Source organism: Rhizobium mesosinicum, from assembly GCF_019511345.1.
GTDB lineage: Bacteria > Pseudomonadota > Alphaproteobacteria > Rhizobiales > Rhizobiaceae > Rhizobium > Rhizobium mesosinicum.
Window position 1 is genome coordinate 22,146 of the sequence record NZ_JAEUAK010000012.1, and the last position, 24,614, is coordinate 46,759.

The window sequence follows — 24,614 nt, forward strand, 5'->3', positions numbered from 1 at the left end:
TTAGGGAGGCCGTCATGAGCACCTATACGATCCTGATGCAGAACTGTGCCTTCTTCGCCCGTCACGGCGTGCATGCCGAGGAGGAATTCCTCGGCCAGCGTTTCTTCGTCGATGCCGAACTGGAGGTGGAAGCGGGCAGCGCACTGGAAAACGATTCCATCGACGAAACCGTCCATTACGGCACCGCCTTCACCATCATCGAAGAGATCGTCGTCGGCAAGCGGCGCTACCTGATCGAGGCGCTGGCGCTCGATATCGCCAGGGGCCTTTGTAAGAAATTTCCCCAGATCATCAGGGCCAAGATCACGGTGCGCAAGCCGAATGCGCCGATTCCTGGCGTGCTCGATTTCGTGCAGGTGACCGTTGAGCATCGCACCCGATAATTCATTCCGCCTCGCAACGCTCGGTCTCGGGGGCAATATCGGCGACCCGGTCAAGTCCATGGCGTCAGCGCTTGCGGTGCTGGACGCCCATCAAGATTGCCGTGTGGCCATCGTCTCCCGACTTTACCGCACGCCGCCATGGGGCAAGACCGACCAGTCCTTTTTCTTCAATTCCTGCGCGGCAGTGGAAACACGGCTTGCGCCGGAAGCGCTTCTCGATCTCTGCCTGTCGATCGAGCGGGAGATGAAGCGCGAGCGCATCGAGCGCTGGGGGCCGCGCACGCTCGACATCGATGTATTGACTTATGAGGGCGTCGAGCAGGATGCGCCGCGGTTGAAACTGCCGCATCCGCGCATGACGGAGCGGGGCTTCGTGCTGATGCCGCTTGCAGACATCGCGCCCGAACTCACTGTCCGGGGCAGGACGGTCGCCGATTGGCTAGCCGGCGCCGACACCGCTGGGATCGAGATTGCGGACGAGAGCCGCGATTGGTGGCACAAGGCCGGAAGGGCCATTTAGCGCAGGCTGCAGGACCTTAACACCCCTCGTGAGCGCCGTCATGCGAAGCCCTTTCCTCGTGTTCGCAACGTCTTGTCGCCTGCACCGGCCGCGCTAACTCCCAATGGCGACTGAGCCGGAGGTAGCATGAGGCAATTCAACAGCGGCCGGAAAGGCTGCTCGTTCAGGTACTGACATGCCGAAAACGAGCAGCAGCCTTCCGGAAGGCATCGAAGATCATACTCGCTTCCAGCAGCGCTTCTGGTTCGCACAGCGTTGGGCATGGATTGGTTTTGCCGCCATTCTCGTTGCCGCGCTTTTCGGAGCGCTTGGCCGCGGCGGGCCTCTCTCCCAACGGGAATCGAAGCTTGCCGGCGGCAGCCTCGAACTTCCGATCATCACGCGGTGGAATGCGCCCGACGAGCTGCGCGTCTTTTTCCTACCATCTTCTTCGGACCGCAGGCTCGTTGTCGATCCCGATTTTCTGACGATCTTCTCCATCGAAAGCATCGCCCCGCCGGAGAAAGCGACGGACTACGAGAACGGGCGTATCGGCTATGCCTTTCCTGCCGATGCAACCGCGGCGAGCCAGGTGATCCTGAGGCTTCAGACGCAGAAGCCGGGGCTGTATTCCTTCCGCATCGGTATTGGCCAGAACGTCGTCGAACGTTCGGTCATCATCTTGCCGTGAGGTGTTGATGGACGCAGTCGTTCGCGGTATCGCCATCTATTTCACCCTGCTGGTCATCATTCGTCTGTCGGGGCGACGTACGCTCGCTCAAATGACACCGTTCGACCTCGTCATCGTGCTGGTGATTTCGGAGACGACACAGCAGGCCATGCTGGGCGACGATTATTCGATCACCAATGCCGTGCTCCTGATCCTCACGTTGTTTACGACTGATATCGCGCTTTCCTATCTGAAGCGCTGGTCGCGCCGCACAGCCAGATTGATCGACGGCGTTCCGACCGTCCTGGTTACCAATGGGGTCTACGACGAGGCAGCCCTAAAGGGATCCAGACTTCAGCCAGACGATGTGATGGAAGCCGCAAGGACGCAGCAGGGCATCGAGAGTGTTAAAGATATCCGGTTTGCGATTCTCGAGGTGAGTGGAAACATAAGCATCATCCCGAAGGAGTGAAGGAAGGGGGTCAGAGACCGGAGAGGAATGCATCGGTTTCGGTAATTTCCACCTGTACCGAAAAGCGACCGCCCAGCAATTCGAGTGTGGCATCATGCGTTTCGTCGGCGCTGCTGCAGACGGCGTCTTTCAACAGGACCACGCGATAGCCGAGATCGATTGCGCCGAGTGCTGCGGCGAGTACGCAGATATCCGTTTCGCCGCCGGTAATGACGATGGTTTCGACCTTTTCCTGCGTGAGCGTTTCATGCAGCCGCCCGTCAATCCAGGGAGAATAGGTTCGCTTGTTGAAGATGCGGGCAGGCGGTACCAAAGGCTTCAGATCGGCAACGATATCCACGAGTTCCGGCAGTAGCTGTTCGCCGGTCATCATCGGCCATTTTTCGTAATAGTTCCTCCACATGCCCGGCATGGCATCAGCGGTCGGCGGAGGAACGAAGCGGGTGAAAATCGTTCGCTCCGCATGCCGTCCCGCGAGTTCGACGATCTGGGGCGATACCGTCGCCATCCATGGAACATGCCATGGTGTCTGTTCCGCGAACATTTTCTGCATATCGATGCAGAGATGGATCCAGTGGCCGGGCATGAAGTCTTAGGCTTTCTGCATTCAGGGCGAATTGATGGTGGGCAGGAAATCCTCGACCTGTTTGCGGTCAGCGGCAGAAAGCGGCTCCACTTGTTCCTTCCAAAAGCGTTCGGCCTCCGGCGGATCTTTTTCCCACTGGCGCACAGTGGTGATGTTATCGTCGATCTTGGAGCGGCGGTGTCCGCCGAGGCGCAGATATTCCTTGGCGAGCTTCAGGCTTCTCGTTTCCGTATCCGTATTGGTCGCGTTCATCTCATTGATCTCCCTTGCTTTGTGTGGTCTGGGCAGGCCTCACTTTTCACCAGAACCGGGCTCCGCCATTTTCGCATGCTGGTGGGCAAGCATGCTGGCGGGGGTGACGTTGGCGACGGCGGCTTGCAGCTTGTTCTTCCAGCCGCTGACGACATCGCCTTCGCCATCCAACATGGCGTCGTAGCCGATGCGGGCTACGTCGGCCGGGTCATCTTTCTTCGATTGGCCGATCGACGTATCCAGCAGATCCGCCCGCTTGAAGAATTCTGTTTCGGTTGCACCAGGCATCAGGCAGCTCACCGTGACGCCGCTTTCCTTCAGCTCTTCGCGCAGGGCGAAGGAGAAGCTGTTGATGAAGGCTTTCGTAGCATTGTAGACGGCCTGGTAAGAGCCCGGCATGAAACCGGCGATCGAACCGGTAAAAAGGATGCGTCCTTCGCCCCGCGCCCGCATATGATTGCCGATCTGCTGGACCAGATAGATCGTGCCGGTAATATTGGTGTCGACAACCTTCCTCGCCTCCGCGAAATCCTGATCGAGGAATCCCTTCCCGAGACCGCGACCTGCATTCGCCATCAGCAAGTCGACCGACCGGCCATCGGCTTCGACGCGTTCCATTAGCTTATCGACGCCCTGAATAGTGGACAGATCGGTATCGACGGCCTCGACGGCCACCCCGAATTCCTTGAGGTTTGCGGCCGCCTGGACAATGCGCGCTTCATCCGCGGCGATGATGAGGTCATAGCCATCCTGTGCCGCGCATTTGGCAAGTTCATAACCGATGCCGGTGGACGCCCCCGTAATGACGGCGAGGCCCTTGATCGAAGCAGTGTCAGCCATGTCGCTTCTCCTTATGGCTTAAGGACAACCTTGATGCAGCCATCCTTTTTGTCGCGGAAAGTCTTGTAGAGGTCGGGGCCATCCTCCAGGGATGCCCGATGAGTAATGACGAAGGACGGATCGATTTCGCCCTTCTCAATGCGCTCCATCAGCAGCGGCAGGTAGCGTTGCACCGGCGTCTGGGCCATCTTGAAGGTCAGGCCGCGGTTGATCGCCGAGCCCATCGGGATCTTGTCGAGAAATCCGCCATAAACGCCGACGATAGAGACGGTGCCGAAGTTCCGGCAGCAATGGATAGCCTGGCGAAGGACATGCGGTCGGTCCGTGCCCATGAAGGTCGCGACCTTGATTCGATCGAGCCTCGAATCCCAGCTTGCGGCCGCCTCGGCTTCAGTCCCGACGGCATCGATACAGGCATCCGCACCGCGGCCATTGGTCAGGTCCATGATCTTGTCGTAGATGTCCTCATCCATGAAATCGAGGACGACGGCGCCGGAAGCTTTCGCCAGCGCCAGCCGCTCCGGTACGGTATCGACAGCGATGACGCGTTCGGCGCCAAGCATGAACGCAGATCTGATCGCCATCTGGCCAACAGGGCCGCAACCCCAGACGGCGATCGTATCGCCCGGTTGAATATTGCAGAAATCGGCTGCCATATAGCCTGTGGGGAAAATATCGGAGAGAAAGAGGACCTGTTCGTCCGTCAGCCCATCCGGAACCTTGATCGGGCCGATGTCGGCATAGGGCACGCGCAGATATTCTGCCTGTCCGCCGCTGTAGCCGCCGAGCAGATGCGAATAGCCGAACAGACCGGCCGGCGAATTTCCCCACAGCTTGCGCACCTTGGACGAGTCGGGATTGCTACGCTCGCATCCCGAGAAGAAGCCGCGTTTGCAGAAGAAACATTCGCCGCAGGAGATGGTGAAGGGCACTACGACACGATCGCCGACCTTGAGTTTGGTATTGTCCTTGCCGACCTCGACAACCTCGCCCATGGTTTCGTGCCCCATGACATCGCCGCTGTGCATTTCAGGCATAACGCCGTCAAAAAGGTGAAGATCGGAGCCGCAGATCGCGCAGGCGGTAACCTTGATGATCGCGTCGCGGCCATCCTGAATTTTGGGATCGGGGACGCTTTCGCAGCGGATGTCGTGTTTGCCGTGCCAGGTAAGAGCCTTCATCGCAGTTCTCCGTTTTTGTTTTCGTAGAACTGTGCAGACGCCGAAATGATCCTGTGGAATTCACGAAATATTAAAAAGCGGAACGATGCCTCGCTTCCGCAGTTTTCTTATCGAGACGGCAGTCAAGCCGCTCTCGCAAACAATACCAAAGGAGAATCTATCATGGCAAACCAAGGCGGTTCACACGAACAGCACGTCAAGGCAGGCCAGCAGAGCCACAAGAATACCGGCTCGCAGCAGGCCTCCTCCAACAACAACCAGTCCAGTTCGGGTACCCGCGGCGGCACGCATGAGCAGCATGTGAAGGCCGGTCAGCAGAGTCACAAGAGCTCTCACTAAAATCTGACCAATATGGAAAGAAGCCTGCAGAAGCGGGCTTTTTTCATGTCTTCCCTTCAACCGCAAACCACGTCGCCGGGCAGTTAGTTTCTCTCGCCCGGATAATGGTTCTGCTTGGGCAGGTTCGCCAGATGAACCTGTTTGCGGGTGAGCATGTCGGCCGCCGTCGCGACCACTTCGGGTATCTCTTTGAGATCGACAAAATTTGTGCTGGCCATGGCTTCGCCCACCCGATAGGCGACGGCATTGGCAGGTATGGTGAAGCCGACATCGTTCAGTGCCTGATGGAGCTCGGCCGAGACGTGATGGGGCGCCGTCCTCATTGCCGACGACCGCTACGCCGTTCGCACACAACCCGGACCGTGCTCATGGGTTCCCCACGCCAAAAAAGCAAAAGCGGCGGAAAACCGCCGCTTCAGGAAAACCCGGTCTGCGATAATGACCTTACTCGATCGAGCCGACAGCCATTTCATCGACCTGACGGGTCAGCGTCAAGCCGATGACGGGAATCATCTGGCTTTCGACCTTGACCGAAACCGTGACGTTCATGGTCTTGTCGTCGCGCACGCGGGCAATCATCGCACCGTTTAGCTTGGCGCGGTTGATGCCGACCACGACGGTATCGTTGGTAACGGCGCCGGAAACGACATCGAGGCCTTTACCTTCGGCGCCGTCCAGGAACTTGCCCTTGTAGGTGGAGCCGGACTGCGAGATGACGGCGCTCATCGGCTGCTTAAAGACGCCGACGCGGCAGGTGCCGTCGAGCTTGATGCCGGCGGCGGAATCATCGGCCGGCGAGCCGACGAGATTGCAGGTGAATTTGGTGCCCTTGTACTTGCCGGCGACGATCTCGCCAGGCCCCTTCCAGGTGCCGGCGACGGATTCGAAGAAGGCCTTGTCGCGGGTTGCCGCAGTAGCTTGAGGAGCGACGTCTGCGACCGGAGACAATGCCGCGGCGGCCAGGCCGCATACAAACAGAAACTTGCGCGAATACATGGATTTTCCTTGGCAAACACCACTCTGGAACTGGCAGGCAGTTTTGCCGGAGAATGGTTAACCCTTCCTTTCCGGGGCGCCGAAATGCGCGGAAATGCAGGGTTTCCGCAAGGCAAGACTTTTGAGGAAGTAGATGTAGAACATTGAATATGCTGCGATTTCCGCAGATTGAATAAGAAGGCATGAATGTGTCTAAATCCGGCAAATTATTAAGAATTGCCGTTGCGCGCCGTCATCGACGGCGTCAGGTCCGCGATGAAATCGCCGATTCCCGGCCGTTTCAGCGCCCGGAAGGTCAGCGGACGGCAGAGATCCATGGCGGCAATGCCGATCCGCGCCGTCATCAGTCCGTTGATGACGCCTTCGCCGAGTCGAGCCGAAAGCTTGGAAGCGAGCCCATGGCCGAGCACCTGCTGCACGAGGCTGTCACCGACGGCAATCGAGCCGGTCACGGCAAGGTGGGCGAGCACGTCACGCATCAATCTCAGCATGCCTAGCGTGCCGGGACGGCCGCCGTACAGTTCGGCCATGGCGCGGATCAGGCGGGCAGCCTCATAGAGGACATAGAGCAGGTCGACGATGGCGCGCGGGCTGACGGCCGTGACGATCGAGACACGCTTGGAGGAATTGACGATCAGAGCGCGTGCCCGTCGATCCAGCGGTGCCAGCAATTCGCGCTCGGCAAGCGCAATCAGATGCGGAGCGTCGATGATTTCGCCTTCGGTTTCCTTCAGCGCGGCGCGGCCCTTGGCGGTTTCCGGCTTGTTGCCGAGCAGGCCTGTCAGGCGAGCGACGACCGCGCGAGCCTTGGCGGGGCGGGTTTCCAGGACCGCGGCATCGGCCTCAGCCTTGATGGTCTGCACCGCGGCAAGCCGCATCATGCCTGTCGTCTCCCTGATGACGATGGCAATGACGGCGAAAATGCCGATCGTGAGAACAGCAAGCGCCGCATAACCCAGCCAATCGGCGCGGCTGAAGAGATCGCGGATCAGCCGGTCGGTCCAGAGGCCGAAAGCGAGCGAGAGGAGAATACCGAAAGCGCCGGCGGCGATGCTGGCAAAGGAGGCACGGCGCTTGCGCGGAGTGGCGACAGGTACCGGGCTCAGATCCTGTTCCGGATTAAGGAAGGGATCTTCGTCATCCGGCGTCAGCACCACCTCACCGGAAAAGCTTGCGGGCTTGCGACGTTCCCTGCGCGGGGCTTCGAGCGCCGAATTCTCTTCCTCATAGGTGAAGGCGGCAGGCGTGCGGCGCGGCTGATTGGGCTCATCGATCGGCGGCTTGCTCATGCGAGTCGGTCTCCGAACAGGAACTGCATGGCACGGTCGAGGCGGATATGCGGCACGGAGAGTTTGATGCCGCCGCCGATTTCCTCGAGCTGCGGCGGGCGGAAGCGCACGACATTGACATCGGGCAACTCGACCGAGGCGTCGCCGGCTTCGATGCGCTCGAACAGGGATTCGGGATTTTCCGGCAGATCGCCGGGGAAGATCGCCGTCTTGCGCTCCCCGTCGAAGATTTCGCCGGCGATCTTTTCACCGTCCATGGGCGTTCCGACGATGACGGGCAGGTCGTGTCCGTCGCGGCGCACCGTTGCCTCCCGCGTGGCGCGTACGGAGGCGAGCGCCATGACATCGATGCCGGCGCCGGCCATGCCGATGCGCTCGATGGCGCGATCGACGAGGCGGCGCGTCAGGCGATCCAGCCTGTCGTGGCTTTCGTGGTGCAAATGGTCCGCCTTGGTGGCGGCCACCAGCACGCGGTCGATGCGCCGGCCGAGCAGCGACGACAGGATTGAATTGCTGCCGGGACGAAAGCAGGCGAGCACATCCGTCAGCGCGCGCTCCAGATCCTGCACGGCCTCGGGACCGCGGTTCATGGCCTGCAATGCATCGACCAGCACGATCTGCCGGTCGAGTCGTGCGAAATGCTCCCGGAAGAAGGGTTTGACGACGACGGACTTATAGGCCTCGTAGCGGCGGTCCATCATCGCCCAAAGCGAGCCGCGCTCGGGCCTTCCATCCGGGGGTAGGGCAAGCGGCGCGAAAGTCAGCGCGGGCGACCCTTCGAGATCGCCGGGCAGCAGGAAGCGGCCGGGCGGAAGCGTGGAAAGCGAGCGTTCGTCGGCCTTGCAGGCCTTCAGATAGTCGCCAAAGCGGGTAGCGAGATCGCGGGCGACCATTTCATCAGCGGAAGCGGTGATATCTGTCGCTTTCGTCAGCGCCAGCCAGGCGCTCGAAAGCTCAGAGCGGATGCCGCTTGCAGCAAGGGCAATGGTTTCCTCGCTGAAGGTTCGGAAATCCTTGCCGAGCAGCGGCAGGTCGAGCAGCCATTCACCGGGATAATCGACGATATCAATCGACAGGCGGCCGGGCGAGAACATGCGCGTCCAGGAGCTGGCGCTCTGATAGTCGAGCGTGATGCGCAGCTCAGAGATCGCCCGGGTGGAATCCGGCCAGATGCGCTCCTTCACCAGCGCTCGGATATGATCCTCATACTGGAAGCGCGGCACGGCGTCATCAGGCTGCGGCTCCAGGCGCACAGCCGAAACGCGGCCGGACTGCACGGCTTCGAAGAGCGGCAGGCGGCCCCCATGCAGAAGATTGTGGACCAGAGAAGAAATGAAGACCGTCTTGCCGGAGCGGGAAAGACCGGTGACGCCGAGCCGGATCGTCGGATTGACGAGACCGCTTGCGCGGTCTGCAAGATTGTCCAGCGCGATCAGCGCATCGTCGGCGAAGGATGTCAGGCGTGGCGGCAAATCGGAATCCCTGATGGCACTGTCCGCAATATAGGCCCCACATATAGGAGACCGCCGCTGCCTGAAAAAGAAGCGGCGGAAAAGCTCTAATCGATGACGAAATCGATGAGACGCCAAGTCAAAGCGGAAGCATCATAATCGATGACGGCAAGACCCGATGTGGGAAAACCTGACGGCAGAGAGGAGGCCATTGCTTCATGGCCGATCAGTGCCTGCAGGGCCTGTTCCATGGTCGGATTATGGCCGACGAGCATGACGGCGCCAACGTCCTGCGCGTCGATGATTTCGAGATAGGTATCGACCGAGGCGTTGTAGAGCGTGTCGACGAAGCGCATGTCGAGCGTTTCGTCCATGGCCCGATGCACGGCTTCGGCGGTGTCACGGCAGCGAAGCGCGGTGGAACTGATCAGGATATCAGGACGGTAACCCTTGTCGGCGGCGCGGTCGGCGACGATCTCGGCATCGCCGTAACCCTTCTGGTTCAGTGGCCGGTCGAAATCGCGCTGTCCCGGCTCGGCCCAGGCGGCTTCGGCATGACGCAGCAGGTAGATCCGGTGGGGTGGAGGCAGGAGGGCGGCCATGGGCAAATCCAGCTTCGAACGGAGCCTTTTCAGTAGCGGTTGCAGTCCGGCAACGTCAACCGCCCGCAGGCTTCCGAGGGCGCAAAAGGGGTGCTCAAACACCGAGTTTTGAAGGCGAAGCAAAAATCGCCATTCGGAATAACGATGCGAAAATAGTCTGTTAGCTTAAATTTATGACAGATTTAAAAATCTGTTTGCCTGTCTTATTTGGCTTGAATCGCGGATAGCCCTTGGGATATACACCCGGCCAGATGAGATGTTCTTCAGGAGAATCGCGTTGAGTGAGAAGATCGATCTTAGCAATTATGTACCCTCGGAAGACGAGGAGTTCATGAATACGAACCAGCGCGCTTACTTCAGAGCCAAGCTGGTTGCCTGGAAAAACGATATCCTTAGAGAAGCGCGCGAAACACTCGACCATCTGGCTGAGGAAAGCGCAAACCACCCCGACCTCGCAGACCGTGCATCCTCTGAAACCGACCGGGCGATCGAACTTCGCGCCCGCGACCGACAGAGAAAGCTGATCTCCAAGATCGACGCAGCCCTGCAGCGCATCGAAGACGGCACTTACGGTTACTGCGAAGAAACAGGCGAGCCGATCGGCCTGAAACGCCTCGACGCCCGCCCGATCGCCACGCTGTCGATCGAAGCGCAGGAACGCCACGAGCGCCGCGAAAAGGTTTACCGGGACGAATAATCGCTCCCGGAATAATCACTCCCCAGACGGAAACAAAAAGGCACCCCGAGACGATCGCGGTGCCTTTTTTGTTTTGGCGGTCTTTGCTCCGGGTCATACGGGCCAGCTTTTACTTGTCCCGCCCGCTCACTTGTCACGATTGACGCTCATTTCGCCGAAGATGCGGGCAACTTCCTTCTGAAGGGCGGCATCCGCACCTGTGATCGGCGCCATTTCGGGGTCTCGGCGCGGCATTGAACCGGACTGAGGGGAGCCGGATTGCGAAGAACCGGGCTGCGAGGCAGTGCGAGCCTGCTGGGCATTGGGTGAGGGAACCACGCGCTCGGCGGCAGGATTGGCTGAAATTTCCTCATCGAGGATGCGCTGGAAATCGCGGCGAATGTCGGCTGACTGCAAACCGCCGTCTTCCGTTGCGACACGGGGGCCGTGCGAAACGGCGGAAACGCTCTGGGCCGGTGCGGATACCTGCGGTTCGATGCGCTGCTGCGGCAGTACGCGCTGACGGGCTGCATCGAGAATATCGGCGGCGTTGCCCGCATCCTGCACGGGGGCGGGGCGTTCGGGCTGCCATGGCTGAATCGGCACCGGGCGCTGCGGATCGCCACGTTCGGCCGTGAGCGTCGGAATCGGGCTCGGCTGGACGGGTGCCTGCTGAGCGAACGTCTGCTGCTGGCTGGCCATCGGCGGGGCGACGGCCGGAGTGACCGGCACTTCGGTCCGATGACGAACGGGCTCGGCCGGCGGCGCGATGACCGGAGCGGGCTCCGGCCTGTGGGTTTCGAAATCGGATTCACCGTTTCTGGCCACAGGCGGTGCGACCGGGACTGGGACCGGTTTTGGCCGTGGTTGCGGGGCAGGCGGCGGTTGGATGAGCGCGCGTTCTTCGGCCTGCAGCGGACGGAACTCGCCTGCCGTTTCCGCCTCCTGCTCCGGCAGGATGCGGCTTTCGATGACGATGTCGGTCGGACCGCCGATCATGACGAGGTGTTCGACATTGTCGCGGCGCACGAGCACGAGGCGGCGACGGGCATCGACGGCTGCTGCATCGAGCACCTGAAGGCGCGGCTGGCGGTTGCGCCCGCCGCGAACGAAGGGCGAGGGCGCACGGTTGCGCAGGAACCAGAGAATGGCGATGAGCAGGATGAGCGCAATACCGACGCCGCCGGCGGCAAGCAGGAAGCGGCTACCATAAGCTCCTACAACATCATCGAACATAGGCACGCACTCCATTTCGCATTATGGCACAAGAGACGACTTTTCCGTTCCTTAGGCAAGAGCCGCCGGCTCTGTCCAGGCACCAACGAAGGCGTTTTCGTGTCATGCAACTTATTTGGCCGGGCGAGCTTGGAGGCAAACTGGCGCGTTTGCCTGTGAATTCAAGCAGTCTGACGAAAGCTGGTGTTTTTGCGGGCGCAGCAAGTTGATAAGAAGGAAAGACTGCCTGATTCCTGTTTCGCGGCGGCGTTGCGAGCGCGGCAGGGAGGGCTTATGCGAGGAATAGATGACGAAATCGCGTCAGGTCGACGACTATAACGCACCGCTCGTGGATCATGGGGGGCGTTCCGGCACGGCGATACGCATCATTCTGCTGGCGATCGTTCTGATCGCGGCGGCGGCAGGTTTCGTCTTCTTCAAGGATTCGCTCGGCAACGAGCTGGTTCTCGGCTGTCTCGGCGTTCTCGCCATGGTCGGCATCTTCTTCCTCGTCTCCTCCGTCATCGGCTTCATCGAGGTCATGCCGCAGCGCCAGTCAGACAGTCTGGCGCGCGCTTTTCTCAACAGCCATCCCGACGGAACGCTGATAACAGACGAGAAGGGCCGCATCGTTTATGCCAATGCCGCCTATGGCGCATTGACCGGCGCACGCAAGGCGACTGAAGTTCAGACGCTGGAGACGCTGCTGTCGCGCCACCGCGAATCGAACGAGGCGCTCTATCGGCTGGTGAACGGCCTGCGCGAGGGCCGGGAAGGCCGCGAGGAATTCCGCCTCCTGCGTGCCGTCGGGCCTGGAAGCAGCGCCGGCGCCCACTGGTATCGCCTGAAGGCGCGGCAGCTGACACCCGAAGAAGGTGGCGACAAGCCGCTGCAGATCTGGCAGATCACCGACATCACCGCCGAGCGCGAGGACCAGGAACGCTTCTTCAAAGAGCTGCAGAACGCCATCGATTATCTCGACCATGCTCCGGCCGGTTTCTTCTCTGCCGGACGCAAGGGAGAGATTTTCTACCTGAATGCCACGCTTGCAGAATGGCTGGGTCTCGACCTCACCAAATTCATCCCGGGCTCGATGAATATCGGCGATCTCGTCGCGGGCGAGGGGTTGGCATTGATCCAGTCCGTACAAGCCGAGCCGGGTCTGAAGAAGACCGTCACACTCGACCTTGACCTACGCAAATCAAACGGCCAGAGCCTGCCGGTGCAGATCATCCACCGCGTCACCTCCATGCGTGACGGGGCGCCGGGCGAGAGCCGGACGATCGTGCTGACGCGCGACAAAGACGGCGAGAACGGACAGTCGGCTTCGGCGGCGGCCATGCGCTTCACGCGCTTCTTCAACAATACGCCGATGGCGATTGCCTCTGTCGACGGCAATGGCAAGATCCTGCGCACCAACGCTCCATTCCTGAAGCTCTTTTCCAATGTCGTGTCACGTGACGATCTGGAGCGAGGCGCGCTTCTGGAGACAATCGTTCAGGACAGCGACAGGCCGCAGATTGCCGCAGCGCTTGCCGCCGCCAAGGACCGGCAAGGCGATATCGCGCCGATCGATTCCCGCACGCCGACCGACGACGCGCGCTTCTTCCGCTTCTATGTGAATGCCGTAATCGATCAGAGCGACGAGGCGCCCGAGGAGGCGGCCATCGTCTACGCGGTCGAAGTGACCGAGCAGAAGGCGCTGGAAGCGCAGATGGCACAGACACAGAAGATGAATGCGGTCGGCACGCTTGCGGGCGGCATCGCGCATGACTTCAACAACGTGCTGACGGCGATCCTGCTTTCTTCAGACCATCTGCTCCTGCAGGCGCGACCTGCCGATGCGAGCTTTGCCGATCTGATAGAGATCAAACGCAACGCCAACCGCGCGGCGGTGCTTGTGCGCCAGCTTCTCGCCTTCTCGCGCAAGCAGACGATGAGGCCGACGGTGTTGAACCTGACCGACGTCGTCGGCGATCTGCGCATGCTCGTCGATCGCCTGCTTTCAGGCACCAATGTCAAGCTCGACGTGGAATATGGCCGTGATCTCTGGCCGGTCAAAACCGATCTTTCGCAATTCGAGCAGGTGCTGATCAATCTCTGCGTCAATGCTCGCGACGCCATGCCGGAGGGAGGCACGCTGACGCTGCGCACCCGCAACCTCCCGGCAGCGGAAGTTGCCGCCTTCAACTATTCCTACATGCCGCATGAGGACATGGTGCTGGTCGAGGTGACCGACACCGGCACCGGCATTGCGCCCGAGATCATGGACAAGATTTTCGAGCCCTTCTTCACGACCAAGGATGTGGGCAAGGGCACGGGTCTCGGCCTCGCCATGGTCTATGGCATCGTCAAGCAATCCGGCGGCTATATCCAACCGGAATCGGAAGTCGGCAAGGGCACCACCTTCCGCATCTTCCTGCCGCGCCATATCGTCGAGCCGGCGGTTGCCGCAGAGGGAGAAGCTGCAGATCAGGCCGTTGCGGCCGGCGGTGCGCAGATCGTTGAACCGATACAGCCGAAGCAGCCGGAGGACCTGACGGGCTCGGCGGTCGTCCTTCTCGTCGAGGACGAGGAAGCGGTGCGGCGCGGCGGCAAGCGCATGCTGGAGACACGCGGATATACAGTCCACGAGGCTGGGTCCGGCGTCGAAGCTCTCGAAATCATGGAAGAGCTGGACGGCAAGGTGGATATCGTCGTCTCCGACGTCGTCATGCCGGAAATGGACGGACCGTCGCTGCTGCGCGAATTGCGCAAGAAATATCCGGACCTGAAGTTCATCTTCGTATCGGGTTACGCAGAGGACGCCTTCGCCCGCAACCTGCCGCCCGAAGCGAAGTTCGGCTTCCTGCCGAAGCCGTTCTCGCTGAAGCAGCTGGCCGTGGTGGTCAAAGAGACGCTGGATAGCTGACGCCTAGTGATTTTCTGGTCGGACAGGGCGCGTGTGGGGCACCCTTATGGCCCGCAGATCATCTCCCCAAAAGGGAGTACTTATACTTGTCAGGACCATCACCGCCTAATATGGACGCGCCAGATGCGCCGCGCTGGTTTCGATCCGGGATCTTCTGTTTCAGTATTTGTTAATCCCGATGATCCCCACGACTTGATCCTCGATAAGCGCGATACCAACCTGCTGGATTCTTTGGCGAGATCCTTTGTTGTACGCCTTTTGCCGACATCATCTCGAAGCGCGTGACCCGCACAAGAGGCGGGACCAGCCCGCCTCATCAAAAATTACTCGCCGAGCGCCACGGCAATCTCCGCCGCCAGCCGCGCGTTGTTCTCCACGAGCGCAATATTCGTCTTCAGGCTCTGGCCGTCGGTCAGGTCGAAGATCGTGCTCAAGAGGTAAGGCGTTACCGCCTTGCCGGTGATTTCATCGCGCTCGGCGCTGTCGAGCGCGCGTTCGATATAGATTTCCATTTCCTCGCGGGCGATTTCGTCGGCTTCCGGGACAGGGTTGGCGATCAGCATGCCGCCTTCGATGCCGAGCTGCTCGCGGGTCGTTTGGAAATTGGCGATTGCGGCCGGACTGTTTAGCGTCAGCGGGCTGCGGATACCCGAGGAGCGCGACCAGAACGCCGGGAATTCGTCGCTCTCATAGGTGACGACAGGCACGCCGCGGGTTTCCAGCACTTCCAGCGTCTTCGGAATATCGAGGATCGCCTTGGCGCCGGCGCAGACGACGATGACGCCGGTGCGGGCGAGCTCTTCAAGGTCGGCGGAGATATCGAATGTCTCTTCGGCGCCGCGATGCACGCCGCCGATGCCGCCGGTCGCGAAGACCTTGATGCCGGCGCGGGCAGCCGCAATCATCGTGGCGGCAACAGTCGTGGCACCGGTGCGGCGTTCGGCGATCGCGAAGGCGATATCGGCGCGCGAGACCTTCATGACATCCTTCGCCCGGGCAAGCTGCTCCAGCTCGGCGGCTTCGAGGCCGACATGCAGCGTGCCGTGGATGACGGCGATGGTAGCGGGAACCGCGCCTTGATCGCGAATGATCGATTCGACGCTGCGCGCCATCTCGATGTTGCCAGGATAGGGCATGCCGTGGGTGATGATGGTCGATTCGAGTGCCACGATCGGGGCGCCGCGCTGCTTGGCGGCGGCCACTTCCTTGGAATAGGAGATCGGCAACAGGGGCGAGAAGGGTTTGGTCATGATCCGTATCCGTTTATCGATGTTGCCGCTTCATTGCAGAATTCTCGCCGCCGGGACAAGCGAAAGCATGTCGCGGAGCAATTCAGGCGAAAGATTTTCGTTCACGGCATGCGGTGACTGCACGGTGAGAGCCGCTGCCGCTGCGCCATGGCGGACCGCCTCTTCGAGCGGCTGGCCAAGCATGAGAGCCGCGAGCGTACCGGCCGCGAGCGAGTCTCCCGCACCCGTGACATCGGCGACATCGGCCGAAATCGGCGGCTGCAACGTAAGCGCGCGTCCATTCTTGAAGGCCACGAGTTCGCGCTGGCCGCGGGTGACGACTGCGCCCCCAACGCCGATGTCACCAAGCAGGGACGGCCAGCGGGCAACATCCTCCGGCCGATCGCCGACAAGGGCTGCAGCCTCGGCCTCGTTGAGGAACAGATAGTCGATGCCTCCGAGGCAGGGCAGGAGACGCACGATCTTGGCCGGTGAAATGGCGATTGCCGCCACCGGCTTGCCGAGCACCTTGGCCCTTGCGACGATCGCAGCGGCCGTGTCCTCGGGCAGGTTGGCGTCGAAGAGGATGAAATCGGTGGCGGCGAAGGCATCGCGCACCCATCGGATCGACAGCCGCCGCGGCACGAAGAAGCGGTAAAGCTCCATGTCCGCCAATGCGATGACGAGATTGCCGTCCTTCTCGATGATCGCCGTATAGCTCGGCGTCTTGCGGTCGAGGAAGACGAAGGGGCGGTCGTTGATTCCGGCAATATCGGCCGCCTCGCTCACCATCTCGCCGATCGGATCGCCGCCACGCGGCGAAATCATCGTCACCTCGAAGCCGAGCCGGGCGAGATTGCGCGCCGCATTGAAGCCGCCGCCGCCCGGTTCCTCGAACCACGTTCCGGGGTTGCTGGCGCCCGGCGCCGTCTCGCCGGCAATGCGGCCGCGGCGATCGATATGAGCGCCGCCGAGAACGAGAATCTTGCCGCTCATTTCTGCACTCCCGAAGCGAATCGAATGGGAGCCAAAGCAGCCGCATTCACCTGGTGAAGCACACTAAGCCGTTGCTTTGCATCGATAAAACAAAAATAGAACACGGGCCGTTTTACCTTTTTCTTTCAATTATTTGCAACCCCATTGCGAAATAAGAACAAATGGGGTACAAACTTCGCATCAGCGGCGACATTGCTTGAGCAGCGTCAATAACCTAAAGGTGGATCGAATGTCTCAGAATTCATTGCGGCTCGTAGAGGACAAATCGGTGGACAAAAGCAAGGCGCTCGAAGCGGCACTCTCACAGATCGAGCGGTCGTTCGGCAAGGGCTCGATCATGAAACTCGGCTCGAACGAGGGCATCGTCGAGATCGAAACGGTTTCCACTGGGTCACTCAGCCTCGACATCGCGCTCGGCATCGGCGGTCTGCCGAAGGGACGCATCATCGAAATCTACGGCCCGGAAAGCTCCGGTAAGACGACGCTCGCTCTGCAGACCATTGCCGAAGCACAGAAGAAGGGCGGCATCTGCGCCTTCGTCGATGCCGAACATGCACTCGACCCGGTCTATGCCCGCAAGCTCGGCGTCGATCTGCAGAACCTCCTGATCTCCCAGCCGGATACCGGCGAGCAGGCGCTCGAGATTACCGATACTCTGGTGCGCTCCGGCGCCATCGACGTTCTCGTCGTCGACTCGGTCGCCGCGCTGACGCCGCGCGCCGAAATCGAGGGCGAAATGGGCGACAGCCTGCCGGGCCTGCAGGCCCGTCTGATGAGCCAGGCGCTGCGCAAGCTGACGGCTTCGATCTCCAAGTCGAACTGCATGGTGATCTTCATCAACCAGATCCGCATGAAGATCGGCGTCATGTTCGGCTCGCCGGAAACGACGACGGGCGGTAATGCTCTGAAATTCTACGCCTCCGTCCGCCTCGACATCCGCCGCATCGGCCAGGTCAAGGAGCGCGAAGAGGTGATCGGCAACCAGACGCGCGTCAAGGTCGTCAAGAACAAGATGGCGCCTCCCTTCAAGCAGGTCGAATTCGACATCATGTATGGCGAAGGTGTTTCCAAGACCGGCGAACTCATCGATCTCGGCGTCAAGGCCGGCATCGTCGAGAAGTCTGGTGCCTGGTTCTCGTATAACAGCCAGCGCCTCGGCCAGGGCCGCGAGAATGCCAAGATCTTCCTGCGCGACAATCCGGATCTCGCCCGCGAGATCGAGACGGGTCTGCGCCAGAACGCCGGCCTGATCGCCGACCGCTTCCTTCAAAATGGCGGCCCTGATGCCGGTGATGACGCGGGTGATGGCGATATGTAATTTTCGTCTCTACCGTTGAAGCAGATTTCCTGCCGGCCGCATTCCCTAACGAGAATGCGGCCGGTTTTGTTTGTTCGCTGGACAGTGGCTAGGTCGAACGATAAAAGCCGATGGATTTAATTTTACCTGCCTGCAGGCAGCATCGAAGGGCATGAAATGAGCGGTGTAAACGATATCCGGTCGACCTTCCTCGACTACTTCAAGAAGAACGGCCACGAGATCGTTCCATCGAGCCCGCTCGTGCCGCGCAATGACCCGACGCTGATGTTCACCAATGCCGGCATGGTGCAGTTCAAGAACGTCTTCACCGGTCTCGAAAAGCGTCCCTATTCCACGGCAACGACCTCGCAGAAGTGCGTGCGTGCCGGCGGCAAGCATAACGATCTCGACAATGTCGGCTATACTGCGCGCCACCTGACCTTCTTCGAAATGCTCGGCAACTTCTCCTTCGGCGACTATTTCAAGGAGAATGCGATCGAGCTTGCCTGGAAGCTCGTCACCGAAGGTTTCGACCTGCCGAAGAGCCGACTGCTGGTAACCGTCTATTCCGAGGACGAGGAAGCCGCGACTCTCTGGAAGAAGATCGCCGGCTTTTCCGACGACAAGATCATCCGCATCCCAACCTCAGACAATTTCTGGCAGATGGGCGATACCGGCCCCTGCGGTCCGTGCTCGGAAATTTTCATCGATCAGGGCGAGAATGTCTGGGGCGGCCCCCCCGGCTCGCCGGAAGAAGATGGCGACCGGTTCCTGGAATTCTGGAACCTCGTTTTCATGCAGTTCGAACAGACCGAGCCCGGCGTGCGCAACCCGCTGCCGCGTCCGTCTATCGATACCGGCATGGGCCTGGAGCGCATGGCCGCCGTTCTGCAGGGCGTCCAGAGCGTCTTCGACACGGACCTGTTCCGCACGCTGACCGGCACGATTGAAGATGCTGTTGGCGTCAAGGCCGAAGGCAGCGCCAGCCACCGCGTCATTGCCGACCACCTCCGTTCATCTGCCTTCCTGATTGCCGACGGCGTGCTGCCCTCGAATGAAGGCCGCGGCTACGTGCTGCGCCGTATCATGCGCCGCGCAATGCGCCACGCCCAGCTTCTCGGCGCCAAAGAGCCGCTGATGTACAGGCTGCTGCCGACGCTGGTACAGGAGATGGGCCGTGCCTATCCGGAACTGGTGCGCGCCGAAGCGCTGATCTCCGAGACGCTGAAGCTTGAGGAGAACCGTTTCCGCAAGACGCTGGAGCGCGGCCTGTCGCTCCTGTCTGACGCAACGGCTGATCTTTCCAAGGGCGATATGCTGGATGGCGAGACTGCCTTCAAGCTCTACGACACCTACGGCTTCCCGCTCGACCTCACTCAGGATGCACTGCGCGCCCGCGAAATCGGCGTCGATATTTCGGGTTTCACCGATGCGATGGAGCGCCAGAAGGCCGAAGCACGTTCGCACTGGGCCGGCTCCGGCGAGAAGGCCACCGAAACCGTCTGGTTCGAGCTCAAGGAGAAGCACGGCGCGACCGAATTTCTGGGCTACGACACCGAGACCGCCGAAGGCGTGGTGCAGGCAATCGTCAAGGACGGTGTCGTCGCAGCCGAAGCCAAGGCCGGCGACAAGGTGCAGATCGTCGTCAACCAGACGCCATTCTATGGCGAGTCCGGTGGCCAGATGGGCGATACCGGCGTGATCTCTTCCGATCACGGCAAGATCGAGATTTCGGATACGCAGAAGAAGGGTGAGGGCCTGTTCGTGCATATGGGCACCGTGATCGAAGGCGTGATCAGGGCCGGCGATGCTGTTGCGCTGACGGTGGATCATGCCCGCCGCTCGCGCCTGCGCGCCAATCACTCGGCCACCCACCTGCTGCATGAGGCGCTGCGCGAAGTGCTCGGCACTCACGTTGCCCAGAAGGGTTCGCTGGTCGCGCCCGAGCGCCTGCGCTTCGACGTTTCGCATCCGAAGCCGATGACTGCAGAAGAGCTCAAAATCGTCGAAGAGATGGCCAATGAGATCATTCTGCAGAATGCGCCTGTCACCACCCGCCTGATGAGCGTCGACGATGCCATCGCGGAAGGCGCAATGGCGCTCTTCGGTGAAAAATACGGCGATGAAGTACGCGTCGTTTCTATGGGTACGGGCCTTCATGGCGCGAAGAAGGACAAGCCTTATTCGGTCGAACTCTGTGGCGGCACGCATGTATCAGCGACCGGCCAGATCGGTCTCGTGCGCATCCTCGGCGAAAGCGCCGTCGGTGCCGGCGTTCGCCGTCTCGAAGCCGTCACCGGTGAATCGGCGCGCGAATATCTCGCCGAACAGGACGATCGGGTGAAGACCCTCGCTGCCTCGCTGAAGGTGCAGCCGTCGGAAGTTCTCTCGCGCGTCGAGGCGCTGATGGACGAGCGCCGCAAACTCGAAAGGGAACTGGCGGACGCCAAGCGCAAGCTCGCCATGGGCGGCGGGCAGGGCGGTTCTGCCGATGCCGTGCGCGACGTCGCCGGCGTCAAGTTCCTCGGCAAGGCCGTGGCCGGCGTTGACCCCAAGGATCTCAAGGGCCTAGCCGACGACGGCAAGGCCAGCATCGGCTCCGGCGTCGTGACGCTGATCGGCGTATCCGACGATGGCAAGGCGAGCGCGGTCGTGGCCGTAACGCCCGATCTCGTCAGCCGTTTCAGCGCTGTCGATCTGGTGCGCGTCGCTTCTGCCGCTCTCGGCGGCAAGGGCGGCGGCGGCCGTCCCGACATGGCGCAGGCCGGCGGCCCCGATGGCGCCAAGGCTGACGAGGCGCTCGAGGCCGTTGCGGCGGCACTTGCAGGCTGAGCTTCTGATATGGGTCGATTGCAAAGGCGGGACATGTTCCCGCCTTTCGTTTTAAGCGAGTGCCTCTACCATTCTGCGTGGGCTTTTCCCGAAAAGGATGAAAGCACACGCTCCTGCATTTCATGGAAAGTCCGCAGGATTTGTCAAATCGGACTGTGCTTTCCTGCAGCCGATCGATTTGCATGAGGTTTGACATGGTGGGTGAAATGGCATGGGCGCTCTACGAAGACCGTCTGAGACGAGTCTCGGCCTATATCCACGATCATCTGGACGAGGATCTGGACATGGAGCGGCTCGCCGAAATCGCCTGCCTGTCGAGCTATCACTGGCACCGGATCTACAGGGCGATTTACGGCGAGACGCTGGCGGCAACCGTCAAGCGGCTGCGGCTGCATCGCGCGGCGGGCGATATCGTCCGCACGGGTCTTGATGTCAGCGAGATTGCGAAGCGATCAGGCTATCCCAATCTCCAGTCCTTCAACCGCATCTTCAAATCGGTCTATGGAATGCCGCCGGCACGCTACCGGAAAGAGGGAAGCCACACACAGTTCGAACCCTCAATCTCCGGAAAGGCGACAGCCATGTTTGATGTCACCCTGAAAACCATCCCGCCGCTCGAATTGGTCGGCGTTCCCCATACCGGCTCCTATATGGAGATCGGCAAGGCCTTCGAGACATTGTTCGGAACATTGTATGCGCGAGGGCTCGTAAAACCCGACATGCGGATGATCGGTGTCTATCTCGACGATCCCGATCTCGTACAGCCGGAAAACCTGCGCTCCATCGCCTGCGTGACTGCCGGCGAAGAGACCGCCGCCAACGCGCCGCTGGAACGGCGCATGGTTGAAGGCGGCGATTACGCCGTGCTGCATCACAAGGGACCTTATGCCGATATGTACAAGGCCTATCAGTGGCTCTACGCAAAATGGCTGCCGGCATCCGGCCGTCAGATCCGGGATCGCGTCATGTTCGAGGAATATCTCGACAATCCGCGCGAGGTCGCGCCGACCGAATTACGCACCGACATTTACATGCCGCTTGCCTAAGCGGTGATCAGGCCGCCTGCATCGCCTTCGCCGCCTCTTCGTCCAATGCCGTCGCCCGCTTATAGGCATCGCGTTCGGCAAGGCGGCCGAAATAATCGACAAAGGCCTGACGCTTTTCGATACCGCCGAAGGCAAGGCCCCAGCCGATATGCGAGCCGACATAGACGTCAGCTGCCGTGAACCGGTTGCCGGTGATATAAGGAGAGGCGGCCGAAACCGCCTTTTCCAGCGTTCCCATGACATCGCCGAAGGAGCCGCAGCCGGCCATGCGCAACCGCTCCTGCGGGATTTCGAAGCCAAGCGCTTTCAGCATGACGGAGGTTTCCAGCGGCCCGGCGGCGAAAAACATCCAGCGGTAATAATCGGCGCGTTCACCGTGCTGGGGGGCGAGGCCTGCTTGCGGAAATGCTTCTGCAAGATACGCACAGATCGCCGCACATTCCGTCACAATCGTCTCGCCATGTCGGATCGCCGGTACCTTGCCCATCGGGTTGACGGACAAATAGTCCGGCTCCTTCATCGTCCCGCCGAAGGTCAGGATTTCGGTATGATATGGTACGCCGGTTTCTTCCAGCATCCACCGTGCTATCCGGCCGCGCGACATCGGGTTCGTGTAGAAGGTGATTTCCTCGGTCATCCTGCTCTCCTCTCTCCCATGCTCTTTTCGTAGCATTGGCGCGGGAGATTTCAACCTTTTGGCGCAGGCTGCCTCTTCGCGGCGGCTCGATGAACGACCTCCGTCGCCGGTGGTACATCAGCTCCAGGGGGTTCGGCGGGAGGGGATCGCCAGCGCTGACGGTAATGCTGGGTCTGCGTCTCGATTATCGGCCCGGCGACAAAAAACCCGGCACAAAGGCCGGGCTTTCCGATGCTTCATCCGAGCAGGGCTCAGGCCATGGCAGCCTGCAGGTTCTGGTCGATCTTGTCGAGGAAGGCAGTGGTCGAGAGCCACGGCTGATCCGGGCCGATGAGCAGCGCCAGATCCTTGGTCATGAAACCGGCTTCGACCGTGTCGACGCAAACCTTTTCCAGCGTCGAGGCGAACCTGGCGAGTTCGGCATTGTCGTCGAGCTTGGCGCGGTGGGCGAGGCCGCGGGTCCAAGCGAAGATCGAAGCGATCGAGTTCGTCGAGGTCTCCTGGCCCTTCTGGTGCTGGCGGTAATGGCGGGTGACCGTGCCGTGAGCAGCTTCGGCTTCAACCGTCTTGCCGTCAGGCGTCAAAAGAACCGAGGTCATCAGGCCGAGCGAGCCGAAGCCCTGGGCGACCGTGTCGGACTGAACGTCGCCATCGTAGTTCTTGCAGGCCCAGACGTAGCCGCCGGACCACTTGAGCGCGGAAGCGACCATGTCGTCGATCAGGCGGTGTTCGTAGGTGATGCCGATTTCGTCGAACTGCGCCTTGAATTCGGCTTCGTAGACTTCCTGGAAGATGTCCTTGAAGCGGCCGTCATAGGCCTTGAGGATGGTGTTCTTGGTCGACAAGTAGACCGGCCACTTGCGCATCAGGCCGTACATCATCGAGGCGCGGGCGAATTCGCGGATCGATTCATCGAGGTTGTACATGGCCATGGCGACGCCGGCGCCCGGTGCGTTGAAGACTTCCTTCTCGATGACCGTGCCGTCTTCGCCGACGAACTTGATCGTCAGCTTGCCCTTGCCGGGGAACTTGAAGTCGGTTGCGCGGTACTGATCGCCGAAAGCGTGACGGCCGACAACGATCGGCTGCGTCCAGCCCGGAACGAGGCGGGGAACGTTGCGGCAGATGATCGGCTCGCGGAAGATGACGCCGCCGAGGATGTTGCGGATCGTGCCGTTCGGGCTCTTCCACATTTCCTTGAGGTTGAATTCCTTCACGCGGGCCTCGTCCGGCGTGATCGTCGCGCACTTGATGCCGACGCCGTACTTCTTGATGGCGTTGGCGGCATCGACGGTCACCTGGTCGTTTGTGGCGTCGCGGTTTTCGACCGAGAGGTCGTAGTAATCGATGTCGAGGTCGAGATACGGATGGATCAGCTTGTCCTTGATGAGCTGCCAAATGATGCGAGTCATTTCATCGCCGTCGAGATCGGCGACAGGATTGGCGACCTTGATCTTCTTCATGTATCTGCCTCGTAAGCTTAAGAAAGGGACAGCTGTCCCGGGTGGGTGATGTGGTCCGGAGCGCTATAGCATTGTGAGCCGGGAACGCAAAGCCGAACGGGCGGGACCGTGACGTTTTTGCCGCCATTGCCATGTGCCGGAAAATGGCTAGTCTCGCCGGCATAAGCTCCCGAGTCCCCGGACATTTTGCCATGAAAAAGATCGCCGTTCTGTTCGTTGGCCTCGTTGCCGCCCTGTCTGTCGCACCTGGTCTTTCGCTTGCGGCCGATGCCACCGCGCCGGTCAAGGAAATCATTGATGATACTAAGAAGAACTGGGCGAGCGACGTCAGCGACTGGATCGATATTTTCGAAGAAAGCACGCTCGATCGGCTCTACAGCAAGGACTTCGGCGACAAATACAAGGCTGCCGCCAAGAACCCGGCAGCCGACGAGGATGGCATTTCGCCCTTCGACTACGACGTGATCGTCAACGGCCAGGATGCCTGCCCGCTGCAGGACCTCTCCATCGAAAACGGCCAGCCGGCAAACGGCACGACCGAGGTGACGGTGAAGTTCAAGGCGGCGACCTGCTTGGAAGGCACACCCAACAGAGATGCCTTTACCACTGTGCGTTTCGAGGTGATCGAGGAAGCGGGCAAACCCGTCATCGACGATATCATGATCCAGGGCGAAGAGGGGAACGGGCCGATCTCGCTCAAGGAAACCATGGTGCAAATCGCCAACGGCGAATGATACGCCGGCTGTTCGTAG

At 60.7% G+C, this 24,614-nt stretch carries 24 protein-coding genes and 2 pseudogenes; 12 read left to right on the forward strand and 14 right to left on the reverse strand.

The window, feature by feature from the left end:
• The first annotated feature begins 14 nt into the window (after window positions 1–14).
• From folB to JNB85_RS25085, 4 genes are all read left to right on the forward strand, one after another.
• Complete coding sequence (folB, locus tag JNB85_RS25070) at window positions 15–383, forward strand: dihydroneopterin aldolase (RefSeq protein ID WP_220337042.1); 369 nt, start codon at window positions 15–17, stop codon at window positions 381–383.
• Complete coding sequence (gene folK, locus JNB85_RS25075) at window positions 364–903, forward strand: 2-amino-4-hydroxy-6-hydroxymethyldihydropteridine diphosphokinase (protein WP_220337044.1); 540 nt, start codon at window positions 364–366, stop codon at window positions 901–903. Before folB ends, folK begins: the two co-directional genes overlap by 20 nt.
• A 175-nt stretch (window positions 904–1,078) precedes the next feature.
• Window positions 1,079–1,573 (forward strand): hypothetical protein, encoded by a 495-nt coding sequence (locus JNB85_RS25080; RefSeq protein WP_220337046.1) that lies wholly within the window; start codon window positions 1,079–1,081, stop codon window positions 1,571–1,573.
• 7 nt (window positions 1,574–1,580) lie between these two features.
• On the forward strand, window positions 1,581–2,024 hold the full coding sequence (locus JNB85_RS25085) for a DUF421 domain-containing protein (RefSeq protein ID WP_220337048.1): 444 nt from the start codon (window positions 1,581–1,583) through the stop codon (window positions 2,022–2,024).
• A gap of 10 nt (window positions 2,025–2,034) precedes the next feature.
• Here JNB85_RS25085 and JNB85_RS25090 read toward each other — a convergent pair whose 3' ends face one another.
• The 4 genes and pseudogenes from JNB85_RS25090 to JNB85_RS25105 all read right to left on the reverse strand — a co-directional run bounded on the left by JNB85_RS25090 (window position 2,035) and on the right by JNB85_RS25105 (window position 4,883).
• A complete protein-coding gene (locus tag JNB85_RS25090; RefSeq protein WP_220337050.1) occupies window positions 2,035–2,610 on the reverse strand; it encodes a cysteine hydrolase family protein in 576 nt (191 codons plus the stop codon).
• Between the two features lie 21 nt (window positions 2,611–2,631).
• Window positions 2,632–2,847, reverse strand: a pseudogene (locus tag JNB85_RS25095) (hypothetical protein); the annotation flags it as partial.
• Window positions 2,848–2,901: 54 nt separating this feature from the next.
• Entirely contained in the window at window positions 2,902–3,702 is an 801-nt protein-coding gene (locus JNB85_RS25100) for an SDR family NAD(P)-dependent oxidoreductase (protein ID WP_220337051.1), read from the reverse strand.
• Between the two features lie 11 nt (window positions 3,703–3,713).
• On the reverse strand, window positions 3,714–4,883 hold the full coding sequence (locus JNB85_RS25105) for a zinc-dependent alcohol dehydrogenase (protein ID WP_220337053.1): 1,170 nt from the start codon (window positions 4,881–4,883) through the stop codon (window positions 3,714–3,716).
• Window positions 4,884–5,045: 162 nt separating this feature from the next.
• On the opposite strand from JNB85_RS25105, the gene JNB85_RS25110 reads away from it, so the two are divergent.
• Window positions 5,046–5,222, forward strand: coding sequence for a hypothetical protein (locus tag JNB85_RS25110; protein ID WP_220337055.1), 177 nt, complete (start codon window positions 5,046–5,048; stop codon window positions 5,220–5,222).
• An 83-nt stretch (window positions 5,223–5,305) separates the two neighbouring features.
• On the opposite strand, the pseudogene JNB85_RS25115 reads toward JNB85_RS25110, so the two are convergent.
• Together JNB85_RS25115 and JNB85_RS25120 are read right to left on the reverse strand one after the other, a co-directional pair.
• Window positions 5,306–5,561 (reverse strand): annotated as a pseudogene (locus tag JNB85_RS25115) (NADPH-dependent oxidoreductase); the annotation flags it as partial.
• A gap of 105 nt (window positions 5,562–5,666) precedes the next feature.
• On the reverse strand, window positions 5,667–6,218 hold the full coding sequence (locus tag JNB85_RS25120; protein WP_220337056.1) for a PEP/pyruvate-binding domain-containing protein: 552 nt from the start codon (window positions 6,216–6,218) through the stop codon (window positions 5,667–5,669).
• 9 nt (window positions 6,219–6,227) lie between these two features.
• Between JNB85_RS25120 and JNB85_RS25125 the strand changes: the two genes are divergently transcribed.
• Window positions 6,228–6,365 carry a hypothetical protein gene (locus JNB85_RS25125; RefSeq protein ID WP_220337057.1) on the forward strand — a complete coding sequence of 46 codons (138 nt, stop codon included), beginning with the start codon at window positions 6,228–6,230 and terminating at the stop codon, window positions 6,363–6,365.
• A gap of 62 nt (window positions 6,366–6,427) precedes the next feature.
• On the opposite strand, the gene JNB85_RS25130 is transcribed toward JNB85_RS25125, so the two are convergent.
• From JNB85_RS25130 to JNB85_RS25140, 3 genes are all read right to left on the reverse strand, one after another.
• Window positions 6,428–7,507 (reverse strand): YcjF family protein, encoded by a 1,080-nt coding sequence (locus JNB85_RS25130; RefSeq protein WP_220337058.1) that lies wholly within the window; start codon window positions 7,505–7,507, stop codon window positions 6,428–6,430.
• A complete protein-coding gene (locus JNB85_RS25135) occupies window positions 7,504–8,979 on the reverse strand; it encodes a YcjX family GTP-binding protein (protein WP_220337059.1) in 1,476 nt (491 codons plus the stop codon). The genes JNB85_RS25130 and JNB85_RS25135 overlap by 4 nt, the downstream gene beginning before the upstream one ends.
• Before the next feature lie 86 nt (window positions 8,980–9,065).
• Entirely contained in the window at window positions 9,066–9,560 is a 495-nt protein-coding gene (locus JNB85_RS25140) for a SixA phosphatase family protein (RefSeq protein ID WP_220337060.1), read from the reverse strand.
• Between the two features lie 277 nt (window positions 9,561–9,837).
• On the opposite strand from JNB85_RS25140, the gene dksA reads away from it, so the two are divergent.
• Window positions 9,838–10,257, forward strand: coding sequence for an RNA polymerase-binding protein DksA (gene dksA / locus JNB85_RS25145; RefSeq protein ID WP_007826301.1), 420 nt, complete (start codon window positions 9,838–9,840; stop codon window positions 10,255–10,257).
• Between the two features lie 126 nt (window positions 10,258–10,383).
• Here dksA and JNB85_RS25150 read toward each other — a convergent pair whose 3' ends face one another.
• The gene (locus JNB85_RS25150) at window positions 10,384–11,472 is read right to left on the reverse strand and encodes a flagellar biosynthetic protein FliO (protein ID WP_220337062.1); all 1,089 of its coding nucleotides are present in this window, start codon (window positions 11,470–11,472) and stop codon (window positions 10,384–10,386) included.
• 286 nt (window positions 11,473–11,758) lie between these two features.
• Here JNB85_RS25150 and cckA point away from each other — a divergent pair, with 286 nt between their 5' ends.
• On the forward strand, window positions 11,759–14,362 hold the full coding sequence (gene cckA / locus JNB85_RS25155; protein WP_220337063.1) for a cell cycle histidine kinase CckA: 2,604 nt from the start codon (window positions 11,759–11,761) through the stop codon (window positions 14,360–14,362).
• A gap of 323 nt (window positions 14,363–14,685) precedes the next feature.
• Here cckA and JNB85_RS25160 read toward each other — a convergent pair whose 3' ends face one another.
• The gene (locus tag JNB85_RS25160) at window positions 14,686–15,612 is read right to left on the reverse strand and encodes a pseudouridine-5'-phosphate glycosidase (protein WP_220337066.1); all 927 of its coding nucleotides are present in this window, start codon (window positions 15,610–15,612) and stop codon (window positions 14,686–14,688) included.
• 30 nt (window positions 15,613–15,642) lie between these two features.
• Complete coding sequence (locus JNB85_RS25165; protein WP_220337068.1) at window positions 15,643–16,587, reverse strand: carbohydrate kinase family protein; 945 nt, start codon at window positions 16,585–16,587, stop codon at window positions 15,643–15,645.
• A 229-nt stretch (window positions 16,588–16,816) separates the two neighbouring features.
• Here JNB85_RS25165 and recA point away from each other — a divergent pair, with 229 nt between their 5' ends.
• The 3 genes from recA (at window position 16,817) to JNB85_RS25180 (ending at window position 21,762) form a co-directional block, all read left to right on the forward strand.
• On the forward strand, window positions 16,817–17,905 hold the full coding sequence (gene recA, locus JNB85_RS25170) for a recombinase RecA (RefSeq protein ID WP_183746827.1): 1,089 nt from the start codon (window positions 16,817–16,819) through the stop codon (window positions 17,903–17,905).
• 156 nt (window positions 17,906–18,061) lie between these two features.
• On the forward strand, window positions 18,062–20,716 hold the full coding sequence (gene alaS / locus JNB85_RS25175) for an alanine--tRNA ligase (RefSeq protein ID WP_220337070.1): 2,655 nt from the start codon (window positions 18,062–18,064) through the stop codon (window positions 20,714–20,716).
• A 194-nt stretch (window positions 20,717–20,910) separates the two neighbouring features.
• On the forward strand, window positions 20,911–21,762 hold the full coding sequence (locus JNB85_RS25180; RefSeq protein WP_220337071.1) for an AraC family transcriptional regulator: 852 nt from the start codon (window positions 20,911–20,913) through the stop codon (window positions 21,760–21,762).
• 7 nt (window positions 21,763–21,769) lie between these two features.
• Here JNB85_RS25180 and JNB85_RS25185 read toward each other — a convergent pair whose 3' ends face one another.
• Window positions 21,770–22,399: a glutathione S-transferase family protein gene (locus JNB85_RS25185; protein WP_220337074.1), complete on the reverse strand. Its 630-nt coding sequence runs from the start codon at window positions 22,397–22,399 to the stop codon at window positions 21,770–21,772.
• A 251-nt stretch (window positions 22,400–22,650) separates the two neighbouring features.
• Complete coding sequence (locus tag JNB85_RS25190; protein WP_220337076.1) at window positions 22,651–23,862, reverse strand: NADP-dependent isocitrate dehydrogenase; 1,212 nt, start codon at window positions 23,860–23,862, stop codon at window positions 22,651–22,653.
• Between the two features lie 191 nt (window positions 23,863–24,053).
• Here JNB85_RS25190 and JNB85_RS25195 point away from each other — a divergent pair, with 191 nt between their 5' ends.
• Entirely contained in the window at window positions 24,054–24,596 is a 543-nt protein-coding gene (locus JNB85_RS25195; protein ID WP_220337079.1) for a hypothetical protein, read from the forward strand.
• Window positions 24,597–24,614: the final 18 nt, after the last annotated feature.